The sequence below is a fragment of the Klebsiella planticola genome (assembly GCF_000783935.2).
Taxonomy (GTDB): domain Bacteria; phylum Pseudomonadota; class Gammaproteobacteria; order Enterobacterales; family Enterobacteriaceae; genus Klebsiella; species Klebsiella planticola.
The window spans coordinates 2,626,833-2,640,328 of record NZ_CP026047.1; the positions used below are offsets into that span (position 1 = coordinate 2,626,833).

Here is a 13,496-nt window from a genome sequence, read left to right on the forward strand (position 1 = left end):
AGATAGCCTAATTTTTCGTTTCATAAACGTTAACGCTACCTCTTATGGGGTAAACACATCATTTGTGTGAAGTTACAATTCTGAAATGTTATTTCTGTAAGGTTGTTAAAATGTGCGTGGTTTCCTGATTTCAATCAAAACCTGTATGGACAGAAGGTGAATACTTTGTTACTTTACCGCTACGAACTGCGAATTGGTAAGACCAATTGACTACGGGCTAATGGCAGAGACAGGGAATATGGCCTACAGCAAAATCCGCCAACCAAAACTATCTGATGTGATAGAGCAGCAGCTTGAGTTTTTAATCCTTGAGGGGACCTTACGCCCCGGTGAAAAACTCCCGCCTGAACGCGAACTGGCCAAACAGTTCGACGTTTCCCGCCCCTCGCTGCGTGAGGCGATTCAACGCCTCGAAGCCAAGGGCTTGTTGCTTCGTCGCCAGGGCGGTGGAACTTTTGTACAGAGCAGCCTGTGGCAGAGCTTCAGCGACCCGCTGGTCGAGCTACTGTCCGATCACCCTGAATCCCAATTTGATCTGCTGGAAACCCGCCACGCGCTGGAAGGCATCGCGGCTTATTACGCGGCGCTACGCAGCAATGATGCTGACCGCGAACGTATTCGCGAGCTGCATCAGGCTATCGAACGGGCTCAGCAGTCTGGCGACCTTGACGCCGAATCTGACGCCGTCGTCCAGTATCAAATTGCCGTCACCGAAGCGGCGCACAATGTCGTGCTGCTCCATCTGCTACGCTGCATGGAGCCGATGCTCGCGCAAAACGTTCGTCAGAACTTTGAATTGTTGTATGCCCGTCGGGAGATGCTTCCGCAGGTCAGCAATCATCGCACTCGTATTTTCGAGGCGATAATCGCCGGAGAGCCGGAGCAGGCGCGTGAAGCGTCGCATCGACACCTGGCGTTCATTGAAGAAATTTTGCTGGATCGTAGCCGTGAGGAGAGTCGTCGAGAACGCTCACTGCGTCGTTTACAGCAACGGAAAGATGAGAACTCCGGTTCTTAAGCGCCATTTTTAGAGCGCGGCAACTAAACGCAGAACCTGTCTTATTGCACTTTTAGTTGTTCAAAATAATTTTGGATGTATCGCGGCGGCAAGCGCGCGAATTCCCTGGAGCATAGTGAACTATGTGACAGGGATGAGGAAGCGCAGCCAACAAAGATACAGCCGGAAGTATGAAGAACAAAGAGTGCAATGGGACAGGTTCCAGATTAATCAACGATTAGATAGATAAGGAATACCCCCCATGTCAGAACGTTTACCAAATGACGTGGATCCGATCGAAACTCGCGACTGGCTACAGGCGATCGAATCGGTCATCCGTGAAGAAGGTGTTGAGCGTGCTCAGTATCTGATTGACCAACTCCTTTCTGAAGCCCGCAAAGGCGGGGTGAAGGTTGCTGCTGGCACATCTACAGGCAGTTACGTCAACACTATTGCCGTTGAAGACGAACCGGAATATCCGGGGAATCTGGATCTGGAACGTCGAATTCGTTCTGCGATTCGTTGGAACGCCATCATGACCGTTCTGCGCGCATCGAAAAAAGATCTGGAACTGGGTGGCCACATGGCTTCCTTCCAGTCCTCCGCAACGTTCTATGAAGTGTGCTTTAACCACTTCTTCCGTGCGCGCAACGAGCAGGATGGCGGCGACCTGGTTTACTTCCAGGGCCACATTTCTCCGGGCGTATACGCACGTGCGTTCCTCGAAGGCCGTCTGACCGAAGAGCAGATGAACAACTTCCGTCAGGAAGTTCACGGTAACGGTCTGTCCTCTTATCCGCACCCGAAACTGATGCCGGAATTCTGGCAGTTCCCGACCGTCTCCATGGGTCTGGGCCCAATCGGCGCTATCTATCAGGCGAAATTCCTCAAGTATCTGGAACACCGCGGTCTGAAAGACACCTCTAAACAAACCGTTTATGCCTTCCTGGGCGACGGCGAGATGGACGAGCCGGAATCTAAAGGCGCTATCACCATCGCGACCCGTGAAAAACTGGATAACCTGGTCTTCGTCATCAACTGCAACCTGCAGCGTCTGGACGGCCCGGTCACCGGTAACGGCAAAATCATTAACGAGCTGGAAGGTATCTTCGCCGGTGCCGGCTGGAACGTTATCAAGGTTATCTGGGGCGGTCGTTGGGATGAGCTGCTGCGTAAAGACACCAGCGGTAAGCTGATTCAGCTGATGAACGAAACCGTTGACGGTGACTACCAGACCTTCAAATCCAAAGATGGCGCGTACGTTCGCGAGCACTTCTTCGGTAAATATCCGGAAACCGCTGCGCTGGTTGCCGACTGGACTGACGAGCAGATCTGGGCTCTGAACCGCGGTGGTCACGATCCGAAGAAAGTCTTTGCTGCACTGAAAAAAGCGCAGGAGACCAAAGGCAAAGCGACCGTTATCCTGGCACATACCATTAAAGGGTATGGCATGGGCGATACCGCTGAAGGTAAAAACATCGCTCACCAGGTGAAGAAAATGAACATGGACGGCGTTCGCTATGTTCGCGATCGTTTCAATGTTCCGGTTGCCGATGCGGATATCGAAAAACTGCCGTACGTGACCTTCCCGGAAGGCTCCGAAGAGCATACCTATCTGCACGCTCAGCGTCAGAAACTGCACGGCTATCTGCCGAGCCGTCAGCCGAACTTCGATGAGAAGCTGGAGCTGCCGACCCTGGACGATTTTGCTCCGCTGCTGGAAGAGCAGAACAAAGAAATTTCTACCACTATCGCGTTCGTTCGTGCCCTGAACGTGATGTTGAAGAACAAGTCCATCAAAGACCGCCTCGTGCCGATCATCGCCGATGAAGCGCGTACCTTTGGTATGGAAGGCCTGTTCCGTCAGATTGGTATCTACAGCCCGAACGGCCAGCAGTACACCCCGCAGGACCGTGAGCAGGTTGCTTACTACAAAGAAGACGAAAAAGGTCAGATCCTGCAGGAAGGGATCAACGAACTGGGCGCAGGCGCATCCTGGCTGGCGGCGGCAACGTCTTACAGCACCAACAACCTGCCGATGATCCCGTTCTACATTTACTACTCCATGTTCGGCTTCCAGCGTATCGGCGACCTGTGCTGGCAGGCTGGCGATCAGCAGGCTCGCGGCTTCCTGGTCGGCGGGACTTCCGGTCGTACCACGCTGAACGGTGAAGGTCTGCAGCACGAAGATGGCCACAGCCATATTCAGTCTCTGACTATTCCGAACTGTATCTCTTACGATCCGTCTTACGCGTACGAAGTTGCGGTCATCATGCACGATGGTCTGGAGCGTATGTACGGTGAGAAACAAGAGAACGTTTACTACTACATCACCACGCTGAACGAAAACTACCACATGCCGGCGATGCCAGCAGGTGCCGAGGAAGGTATCCGTAAAGGTATCTATAAACTCGAAACCGTTGAAGGTAGCAAAGGTAAAGTTCAGCTGCTGGGCTCCGGTTCTATCCTGCGTCACGTTCGTGAAGCAGCGCAGATCCTGGCGAAAGACTACGGCGTGGGCTCTGACGTGTACTCCGTCACCTCCTTCACCGAACTGGCCCGTGATGGTCAGGACTGTGAGCGCTGGAACATGCTGCACCCGCTGGAAACTCCGCGCGTTCCGTACATCGCTCAGGTGATGAACGACGCTCCGGCTGTAGCATCAACCGACTATATGAAACTGTTCGCCGAGCAGGTCCGTACTTATGTACCGGCTGACGACTACCGCGTGCTGGGTACTGATGGCTTCGGACGTTCCGACAGCCGTGAGAACCTGCGTCACCACTTCGAAGTTGATGCTTCTTATGTGGTGGTAGCGGCACTGGGCGAACTGGCTAAACGTGGCGAAATCGATAAGAAAGTGGTGGCAGATGCCATCATCAAATTCAACATCGATGCAGAAAAAGTTAACCCGCGTCTGGCGTAAGAGGTAAAAGAATAATGGCTATCGAAATCAATGTACCGGACATCGGGGCTGATGAAGTTGAAATCACCGAGATCCTGGTCAAAGTAGGCGATAAAGTTGAAGCCGAACAGTCGCTGATCACTGTAGAAGGCGATAAAGCTTCTATGGAAGTCCCGTCTCCGCAGGCTGGCGTCGTAAAAGAGATCAAAGTCTCTGTCGGCGACAAAACTGAGACCGGCAAACTGATCATGATTTTCGATTCCGCCGACGGTGCAGCTGATGCTGCACCTGCCAAGGCAGAAGAGAAGAAAGAAGCGGCCCCGGTAGCAGCACCTGCTGCAGCGGCGGCAAAAGACGTTCACGTACCGGATATCGGCGGCGACGAAGTTGAAGTCACCGAGATCATGGTTAAAGTGGGCGATACCGTTGCGGCTGAACAGTCCCTGATCACCGTAGAAGGCGATAAAGCCTCTATGGAAGTTCCGGCGCCGTTCGCGGGTACCGTGAAAGAGATCAAAATCAACACCGGCGATAAAGTGTCTACCGGCTCGCTGATCATGGTCTTCGAAGTGGCTGGCGCAGCACCTGCTGCGGCCCCGGCACAGGCAGCCGCTCCGGCCGCTGCCGCGGCACCGGCAGCAGCAGCTGGCGCGAAAGACGTTCACGTACCGGACATCGGCGGTGATGAAGTCGAAGTCACCGAAGTGATGGTAAAAGTGGGCGACAAAGTTGCCGCTGAACAGTCCCTGATCACCGTAGAAGGCGACAAGGCTTCTATGGAAGTGCCGGCACCGTTTGCAGGCACCGTAAAAGAAATCAAAATCAGCACCGGCGACAAAGTCTCTACCGGTTCTCTGATTATGGTCTTTGAAGTGGAAGGCGCTGCGCCGGCTGCTGCTCCGGCACCGGCTGCCGCTCCGGCAGAGAAGGCTAAACCGGCCGCTGCTCCTGCGGCGAAAGCGGAAGGCAAATCTGAGTTTGCTGAAAACGACGCTTACGTTCATGCGACGCCGCTGATTCGTCGTCTGGCGCGCGAATTCGGCGTCAACCTGGCGAAAGTGAAAGGCTCCGGTCGTAAAGGCCGTATCCTGCGCGAAGACGTTCAGGCTTACGTGAAAGACGCGGTGAAACGCGCTGAAGCTGCGCCTGCCGCTGCCGCCGGTGGTGGTCTACCGGGCATGCTGCCGTGGCCGAAAGTGGACTTCAGCAAGTTTGGTGAAGTGGAAGAAGTTGAGCTGGGCCGTATCCAGAAAATCTCTGGTGCGAACCTGAGCCGTAACTGGGTAATGATCCCGCATGTTACGCACTTCGATAAAACTGATATCACCGATCTGGAAGCCTTCCGTAAGCAGCAGAATGCTGAAGCTGAGAAGCGCAAGCTGGACGTGAAATTCACCCCGGTTGTCTTCATCATGAAAGCGGTTGCCGCTGCGCTTGAGCAGATGCCACGCTTTAACAGCTCGCTGTCCGAAGATGCACAGCGTCTGACGCTGAAGAAATACATCAACATCGGGGTGGCGGTTGATACGCCGAATGGTCTGGTTGTTCCGGTCTTTAAAGATGTGAACAAGAAGAGCATTACCGAGCTGTCTCGTGAACTGACGGTTATCTCTAAGAAAGCGCGTGATGGTAAGCTGACTGCGGGCGAAATGCAGGGCGGTTGCTTCACCATCTCCAGCATCGGTGGCCTGGGGACAACCCACTTCGCGCCGATTGTCAACGCGCCGGAAGTGGCGATCCTCGGGGTGTCTAAATCCGCGATGGAACCGGTGTGGAATGGTAAAGAGTTTGTACCGCGTCTGATGATGCCTATCTCTCTGTCCTTCGACCACCGCGTGATCGATGGTGCTGATGGTGCGCGCTTTATCACCATCATCAACAACATGCTGAGCGATATTCGCCGCCTGGTGATGTAAGCGAAAAGCCGGCCTGACGGCCGGCTTTTTTCTGGTAATCTTGTCTTCGTTTCGGGGTTATCAGCAACAAAGGACAAAATCGTTTGCCGTTTGTTGTTTCAAAATTGTTAACAATTTTGTAAAATGCAGGCGGATAGAACGTCCCGGTGGACATGGGCGTAATTTACACAAAAAAATTCGAGTTGCGTCAAGGCGGCAAGGGAGTGAATCCCTGGAGCGTACAAGCAGTACGTAACCGGGGTGAGCGAGCGCAGCCAACGCAGAGGCGGCTTGAAGGATGAAGTGTATAACAATAGCGTCAGACCCGCCGGATACAAACTACAGAGGTCATGATGAGTACTGAAATTAAAACTCAGGTCGTGGTACTTGGGGCAGGTCCTGCAGGCTATTCTGCTGCCTTCCGTTGCGCTGATTTAGGTCTGGAGACCGTCATCGTAGAACGTTACAGCACCCTCGGCGGTGTTTGCCTGAACGTCGGCTGTATCCCTTCTAAAGCACTGCTGCACGTTGCTAAAGTTATCGAAGAAGCGAAAGCGCTGGCCGAGCACGGCATCGTTTTTGGCGAACCGAAAACCGACATTGACAAGATCCGCACCTGGAAAGAAAAAGTCATCACTCAGCTGACCGGTGGTCTGGCTGGCATGGCCAAAGGTCGTAAAGTGAAGGTGGTTAACGGTCTGGGTAAATTCACCGGCGCTAACACCCTGGAAGTGGAAGGTGAAAACGGTAAAACCGTGATTAACTTCGACAATGCGATCATCGCTGCAGGTTCCCGTCCGATTCAGCTGCCGTTCATTCCGCACGAAGATCCGCGCGTATGGGACTCCACCGATGCGCTGGAGCTGAAATCCGTACCGAAGCGTATGCTGGTTATGGGTGGCGGTATCATCGGTCTGGAAATGGGCACCGTGTACCATGCGCTGGGTTCAGAGATCGACGTGGTTGAAATGTTCGACCAGGTGATCCCGGCTGCCGACAAAGACGTGGTTAAAGTCTTCACCAAACGCATCAGCAAGAAATTCAACCTGATGCTGGAAACCAAAGTGACTGCCGTTGAAGCAAAAGAAGACGGTATCTATGTTTCCATGGAAGGCAAAAAAGCCCCGGCTGAAGCACAGCGTTATGACGCGGTGCTGGTTGCTATCGGTCGCGTACCGAACGGTAAAAACCTCGACGCAGGCAAAGCGGGCGTTGAAGTTGACGAACGCGGCTTTATCCGTGTTGACAAGCAGCTGCGTACCAACGTGCCGCACATCTTCGCTATCGGCGATATCGTCGGTCAGCCGATGCTGGCGCACAAAGGTGTTCACGAAGGTCACGTTGCCGCCGAAGTTATCTCCGGTCTGAAGCACTACTTCGACCCGAAAGTGATCCCGTCAATCGCCTACACCGAGCCAGAAGTTGCCTGGGTTGGCCTGACCGAGAAAGAAGCGAAAGAGAAAGGCATCAGCTATGAAACTGCCACCTTCCCGTGGGCAGCTTCTGGTCGTGCGATCGCTTCAGATTGCGCAGACGGTATGACCAAACTGATCTTCGACAAAGAGACCCACCGTGTTATCGGCGGCGCGATTGTCGGCACCAACGGCGGCGAGCTGCTGGGTGAAATCGGCCTGGCTATCGAAATGGGTTGTGATGCAGAAGACATCGCTCTGACCATCCACGCGCACCCGACTCTGCACGAGTCCGTTGGCCTGGCGGCAGAAGTGTTCGAAGGTAGCATTACCGACCTGCCGAACGCGAAAGCGAAGAAAAAGTAAGTTTTTCTTTCCGGCAAAATGTAAAAGCGGCTCTGAGAGCCGCTTTTTTTATGCCCGATGTTTAGAACTGTGTCTGCGTTAATAAATCGGCACATCTTATAGATACATTGAAAATAATTACGTCATAAACTTATAGGCAGTTAACTATCTGTGAGGTGTGTTATGAAACTCGTTTTAACAACTGCCCTGTTTGCTGCCACCCTGGCTTCTGCGGTGGCTTGCGCCGCAGATCCTTCCATTCCCTGGGCCGACAATAGCGGTGGCACGGAAAACACCCATATCGCCGCCATGGGTCAGAACCTGAATGCGCAGCATCAGGCGATCAGCAAAACTACGGAAGGCGTGTGGGCGGCGAACTCAGGCAGTATTCACAATGATGAGGCGGCCTTAAGCAGCAGCAAGCCAGCCTTCAGCGGCTATCCACAGCTGATGCCGCATCAGGGCTAAACATCGTCAGATGAGGAAACCTGCCCGGCGGCATACGGATGCGCCGGGCAGGGGGTTATTGCTCGATAGCCTGCCATTTTTCATCTGGCGTAAAGCGGGTAATCGCCTGAACTAACGTCTCCGTATCCTTACCTAAATTTGCCTGATAAACGCGATCGTTCTGGTCGATCATAAAGCTCATCACGCCGGTTTCACCCCATGCAACGGGCCACGCCAGCAGGGCGACCGTCTGCTTGTCACCGTCATGGATAATGCGGAAACGGTAGCCGTGATAGCCTTCGCCCGGTTCGACGGGGCTAAAGGCTGGCCCCAACGGGCTCGGCTCTTCACCGGGCTGAGTTGGCCAGTACAGACCGTCTTTTTTCCCCGTGCTACTGAACAGCTTTTTGGCGTAACGCTGGAAGTGCTGATAATACTCATTTTGCGCATCAACGTAGGCGTGCATCGCCTGGATTGCCGACAGCTCGTTACGGCCGATTTCTCGCGTCTGGATCTCATCTGCCGCCTGCGCCATATCGAAGTGCCAACCCTCGGCGCTTTTCAGCATCGGCAGCGGCAGCTGCCACTCTTCACGGCCTACGTTGAGGTGTGCCATATCCCCCTGTTCGACAATCTTATGGCCGACTTTCCAGTCGCGAAGAAAACGGGCGACGGCTTGCGGATCTGCCTCCCGCTGCGGCAGGTACTGACGCCAGTCCTCCCCCAGCAGGTCGTTGAGCGCGGGCTCATTTTGCGTCGAAATGGCCTCCGCCAGCGCGGTGGCGGCCTTCTCCGGGGTGGCAAAATACTGTTGGGCAAAAACGGGCAGGGCAAAAAGCGCCAGCCAGCCAGAAATCAGGACTTTTTTCATGACCGCTCCTTAGCGATGACGCAGTTCGCGATGTTGGCCCGTGCGCTGTTGCGCCGCCGCACGCTGGTTAGTGTTGAGGTGCGCTGTACTCCGGCTCTGCGCGCCCCGCTGGCGCTGGGCCTCCCATGATGGCGAGCGGCTGTCGTTGCCGCTGAACGCATTCGAACGAACATTCTGCACTCTCTGCTGGCGCTGCTGCGGCGGGCGCTGTTGAACCTGCGACTTCGCCGCGTCGCGATGCTGTTGCTGCTGCGTCGTCGGGTTCTGGAGGTGCGAGTTTGCTTTGTCCCGTCGCTGCTGTTGGGGCGCCGGATTTTGTTGCTTTTGCTTCGCCGCCGCGCGGTTTTCCGGGGTGTCATAGCCCCGGTAGTTGCTGCGCTGGGTGATTTTGTTGAGCTGCTGTGAGGCCGCCTGGCGTTGGGTATCCCTGTTGCCTGCCGCCGCCGTTACTCCGCCCGCGGTCAGACCTTTTGCCGCGCCGTTGTGAGTGCTGTGCTGGAACTGGTCGAGCGCCGCCTGACGCTGACTGGTCAGGTTCGCCGGAGTGTGCTGCGTGGCGCTCAGGCCGCCGGGAACGTTGGTCTGGTGGAAACGCTGCGCCACGTTATTGTTCGGGTACGGCACATTGTTGCGGAACGCCGGGTTGTGCTGCCAGCTAGCGTTGTTGCCGTCACAACGCTGCTTGTTGAAATGGTTGTAGTTATCGACGTCGATATTGATATTGTTGTTCCCGCCGCCATGGTAGCCGCCGTGATCCCAGTCATCGTCGTGATGATAGTCATCATCCCAGTCGATGCTGCTGAACAGCGCATAAGTGGTGGCTACCCCGAGGCTGAAACCGAGGCCGTTGACGAAGCTGTTGGTAAACTGTTCACCCGGCGTTGGCGGCAAATAGACCGGCGGGTACGCGGTGTTCGGCCAGGTGCCATAAACCGTATTGGGGTTGTAGGTTGGCACATACACCACCTTCGGATCGGTAGATTCAATCTTGATGATTTCTGTGGTGGGCGCAGGCTCGACCACCGTGGTGGTTTTCGTCGTTGACGTGGCGGTGGAAGTCGCCGGTGGCGGCGTCGCTTTGGTTGTGGTCACCTTCTGCTGCGGCGACGATTTTAGCGTCCCGGTTTGCTGGGCGATGGCACGCAGTTTCTGCACCGAATTCATCACGTCCTGCGGCTGTGCGAGAAACGCGTTACCCAGGTCCTGCACCCACTGCGGATTTTCACCCATCAGCGACAGCAGCGCCGGGAAGGCGACCAGCGATTTCACGCTGGGGTCCCACGGCTGGTTCGCCACGGCCTGCACGGCGGCGTCACCCTGCATCGTTGGGTTATCCTGCGACCACTGGACGGCCTGCAGGACGTTGCTCGGGTAGGTTGACGCCATTAACACCTGCGACAGCAGGTTATCCGGATAAAGGGCGACGGGGGCGACCCACCGATCGATTTGCGCCGCCGTGTAGGTGGCCGCGACCGGTTGCGCCGTCGGAGCGGCGGACTCAACGGCAGCGGCGGTGGGTTGGGTGGCAGGAGCGGGCGCGGGCGGCGTTTCTGCGGCGCGGCTTGTCACGTACAGGGCCCCGGAGGCGGCTAATAGCCCGGCACTGCACACCAGGGCAATCACGTGGGGTTTCAAAGGTCGTATCATGTTAGCTCCCGGCGCTATAGTTTGGCCCGTTTCCACTGAGTATCGCCGAAAATAGCGCTCGCGACGGAGTATAAGCCGGTCTATTTTTGATTTTTGATGATTGTTGGGATTTTGCTCAGTTATGTGTAACAGAATTAAATTTATATCCCGGGAAATGTACGTAAAGCCTGTAAAATCCTGCCCTTAACGATTCAGCTAAATTTTAATGTTGCTTTTTTGTAAACAGATTAACACCTCGCCAAAATCCTGCTATGCTGCCGACGCGGTATCGGGCATTTACCCTACAAACTGCTGTCTCACAGGAGCGTGAAGAGAATCGCCTACCGCATTTTACAATGAGAGCGAGGAGAACCGTCGTGCTAGAAGAATACCGTAAGCACGTAGCTGAGCGTGCAGCCGTTGGGATTGTTGCCAAACCCTTAGATGCAACCCAAATGGCCGCGCTGGTAGAACTGCTGAAGAGCCCGCCTGCGGGTGAAGAAGAATTCCTGTTAGACCTGTTAATCAACCGTGTACCGCCGGGCGTCGACGAAGCCGCCTATGTTAAAGCCGGATTCCTTGCCGCTATCGCCAAAGGCGAAGCGACCTCCCCACTGGTTACCCCTGAAAAAGCCGTTGAACTGCTGGGCACCATGCAGGGCGGTTACAACATTCACCCGCTGATTGATGCTCTGGACGATGCTAAACTGGCGCCGATCGCCGCCAAAGCGCTGTCCCATACCCTGCTGATGTTCGATAACTTCTACGACGTAGAAGAGAAAGCCAAAGCGGGTAACGAGTACGCTAAACAGGTCATGAAATCCTGGGCTGACGCCGAGTGGTTCCTGAATCGTCCGCAGCTGGCTGAGAAAATCACCGTCACCGTATTCAAGGTTACCGGCGAAACCAACACCGATGACCTGTCTCCGGCCCCCGATGCCTGGTCCCGTCCGGATATCCCGCTGCACGCGCTGGCGATGCTGAAAAACGCCCGCGAAGGTATCGAGCCGGATCAGCCGGGTTCCGTTGGCCCGATTAAGCAAATTGAAGCGCTTCAGCAAAAAGGTTTCCCGCTGGCCTACGTCGGTGACGTAGTTGGTACAGGCTCTTCGCGTAAATCCGCCACCAACTCGGTGCTGTGGTTTATGGGTGACGATATCCCGAACGTGCCGAACAAGCGCGGCGGCGGTCTCTGCCTGGGCGGCAAAATTGCACCTATCTTCTTCAATACCATGGAAGATGCCGGCGCGCTGCCAATTGAAGTGGACGTCAACAACCTGAATATGGGCGACGTGATTGACGTTTACCCGTTCAAAGGCGAAGTGCGTAACCACGAAACCAACGAACTGCTGGCAAGCTTCGAGCTGAAAACCGATGTGCTGGTTGATGAAGTCCGCGCCGGCGGCCGTATTCCGCTGATCATCGGTCGCGGCCTGACCACGAAAGCGCGTGAAGCGCTGGGTCTGCCGCACAGCGACGTATTCCGTCAGGCAAAAGACGTGGCGGAAAGCAGCCGCGGCTACTCGCTGGCGCAGAAAATGGTTGGCCGCGCCTGCGGCGTTGCCGGTGTTCGTCCGGGCGCTTACTGTGAACCGAAGATGACCTCCGTCGGTTCCCAGGATACCACCGGTCCGATGACGCGTGATGAACTGAAAGACCTGGCGTGCCTTGGTTTCTCCGCCGATCTGGTGATGCAGTCCTTCTGCCACACCGCGGCCTATCCGAAGCCGGTTGACGTCACCACGCACCATACGCTGCCAGACTTCATTATGAACCGTGGCGGTGTCTCTCTGCGTCCGGGCGATGGCGTTATCCACTCCTGGCTGAACCGTATGCTGCTGCCGGATACCGTCGGTACCGGTGGTGACTCTCATACCCGCTTCCCGATTGGTATCTCCTTCCCGGCAGGTTCTGGTCTGGTGGCCTTTGCCGCCGCGACCGGCGTCATGCCGCTGGATATGCCGGAATCGGTGCTGGTTCGCTTCAAAGGCAAGATGCAGCCGGGGATCACCCTGCGCGATCTGGTCCATGCGATCCCGCTGTACGCGATTAAGCAGGGGCTGCTGACCGTTGAGAAGAAAGGGAAGAAAAACATCTTCTCTGGACGCATTCTGGAAATTGAAGGTCTGCCGGATCTGAAAGTTGAGCAGGCGTTTGAGCTGACCGATGCGTCCGCAGAGCGTTCTGCTGCCGGCTGTACCATTAAGCTGAATCAGGAACCGATCGTCGAGTATCTGAACTCCAACATCGTCCTGCTGAAGTGGATGATCGCAGAAGGCTACGGCGATCGTCGTACGCTGGAGCGTCGCATCCAGGGGATGGAAAAATGGCTGGCGGATCCGCAGCTGCTGGAAGCCGATGCCGATGCCGAGTATGCCGCGGTGATCGATATCGATCTGGCGGATATCAAAGAGCCTATCCTGTGTGCTCCGAACGATCCGGACGATGCGCGTCTGCTGTCCGATGTGCAGGGTGAGAAGATTGACGAAGTCTTCATCGGTTCCTGCATGACCAACATTGGTCACTTCCGTGCGGCGGGTAAACTGCTGGACAGCCACAAAGGCCAGCTGCCGACTCGTCTGTGGGTGGCTCCGCCAACTCGTATGGATGCGGCGCAGCTGACTGAAGAAGGCTACTACAGCGTGTTTGGTAAGAGCGGCGCGCGCATTGAAATCCCTGGCTGTTCCCTGTGTATGGGTAACCAGGCGCGCGTGGCGGACGGTGCGACGGTGGTGTCCACTTCAACCCGTAACTTCCCGAACCGTTTAGGCACCGGCGCTAACGTCTATCTGGCCTCTGCGGAGCTGGCTGCGGTCGCTTCCCTGCTCGGCAAACTGCCGACGCCGGAAGAGTACCAGACCTTCGTCGCTCAGGTGGATAAGACTGCGGCGGATACCTATCGCTACCTGAACTTCAACCAGCTGGAACAGTACACTGATAAAGCTGACGGTGTGATTTTCCAGACCGCGGTATAAGCGAATCTTGCTGCTCAAAGCCA

Annotated in this window: 8 protein-coding genes; 6 read left to right on the forward strand and 2 right to left on the reverse strand. The window is 55.5% G+C overall.

Translation table 11 applies throughout. From position 1 onward, the window contains the following. Positions 1 to 238 precede the first annotated feature (238 nt). The 5 genes from pdhR to MC50_RS12750 all read left to right on the forward strand — a co-directional run bounded on the left by pdhR (position 239) and on the right by MC50_RS12750 (position 8,022). Complete coding sequence (gene pdhR, locus MC50_RS12725) at positions 239 to 1,018, forward strand: pyruvate dehydrogenase complex transcriptional repressor PdhR (RefSeq protein WP_004857919.1); 780 nt, start codon at positions 239 to 241, stop codon at positions 1,016 to 1,018. A 241-nt stretch (positions 1,019 to 1,259) separates the two neighbouring features. Then, positions 1,260 to 3,923 (forward strand): pyruvate dehydrogenase (acetyl-transferring), homodimeric type, encoded by a 2,664-nt coding sequence (gene aceE / locus MC50_RS12730; protein ID WP_047664042.1) that lies wholly within the window; start codon positions 1,260 to 1,262, stop codon positions 3,921 to 3,923. A gap of 14 nt (positions 3,924 to 3,937) precedes the next feature. Further along, positions 3,938 to 5,818: a pyruvate dehydrogenase complex dihydrolipoyllysine-residue acetyltransferase gene (aceF, locus tag MC50_RS12735; RefSeq protein ID WP_047664044.1), complete on the forward strand. Its 1,881-nt coding sequence runs from the start codon at positions 3,938 to 3,940 to the stop codon at positions 5,816 to 5,818. A 332-nt stretch (positions 5,819 to 6,150) separates the two neighbouring features. Continuing rightward, positions 6,151 to 7,575 (forward strand): dihydrolipoyl dehydrogenase, encoded by a 1,425-nt coding sequence (gene lpdA / locus MC50_RS12745; RefSeq protein ID WP_004857924.1) that lies wholly within the window; start codon positions 6,151 to 6,153, stop codon positions 7,573 to 7,575. A 162-nt stretch (positions 7,576 to 7,737) separates the two neighbouring features. Then, positions 7,738 to 8,022 carry a hypothetical protein gene (locus MC50_RS12750; RefSeq protein ID WP_032689462.1) on the forward strand — a complete coding sequence of 95 codons (285 nt, stop codon included), beginning with the start codon at positions 7,738 to 7,740 and terminating at the stop codon, positions 8,020 to 8,022. A gap of 55 nt (positions 8,023 to 8,077) precedes the next feature. Here MC50_RS12750 and MC50_RS12755 read toward each other — a convergent pair whose 3' ends face one another. Next, positions 8,078 to 8,872 carry a DUF2950 family protein gene (locus MC50_RS12755; protein WP_032697266.1) on the reverse strand — a complete coding sequence of 265 codons (795 nt, stop codon included), beginning with the start codon at positions 8,870 to 8,872 and terminating at the stop codon, positions 8,078 to 8,080. Between the two features lie 9 nt (positions 8,873 to 8,881). Then, positions 8,882 to 10,519 carry a DUF3300 domain-containing protein gene (locus tag MC50_RS12760; protein ID WP_047664046.1) on the reverse strand — a complete coding sequence of 546 codons (1,638 nt, stop codon included), beginning with the start codon at positions 10,517 to 10,519 and terminating at the stop codon, positions 8,882 to 8,884. Between the two features lie 356 nt (positions 10,520 to 10,875). Here MC50_RS12760 and acnB point away from each other — a divergent pair, with 356 nt between their 5' ends. Beyond that, positions 10,876 to 13,473, forward strand: coding sequence for a bifunctional aconitate hydratase 2/2-methylisocitrate dehydratase (gene acnB / locus MC50_RS12765; protein WP_049267581.1), 2,598 nt, complete (start codon positions 10,876 to 10,878; stop codon positions 13,471 to 13,473). Positions 13,474 to 13,496: the final 23 nt, after the last annotated feature.

Bases quoted from the DNA above. Each gene is read 5' to 3' on its own strand.
- MC50_RS12755 (WP_032697266.1), bottom strand. From the start codon at position 8,872: ATGAAAAAAGTCCTGATTTCTGGCTGGCTGGCGCTTTTTGCCCTGCCC.
- MC50_RS12760 (WP_047664046.1), bottom strand. From the start codon at position 10,519: ATGATACGACCTTTGAAACCCCACGTGATTGCCCTGGTGTGCAGTGCC.
- pdhR (WP_004857919.1), top strand. From the start codon at position 239: ATGGCCTACAGCAAAATCCGCCAACCAAAACTATCTGATGTGATAGAG.
- aceF (WP_047664044.1), top strand. From the start codon at position 3,938: ATGGCTATCGAAATCAATGTACCGGACATCGGGGCTGATGAAGTTGAA.
- lpdA (WP_004857924.1), top strand. From the start codon at position 6,151: ATGAGTACTGAAATTAAAACTCAGGTCGTGGTACTTGGGGCAGGTCCT.
- MC50_RS12750 (WP_032689462.1), top strand. From the start codon at position 7,738: ATGAAACTCGTTTTAACAACTGCCCTGTTTGCTGCCACCCTGGCTTCT.
- aceE (WP_047664042.1), top strand. From the start codon at position 1,260: ATGTCAGAACGTTTACCAAATGACGTGGATCCGATCGAAACTCGCGAC.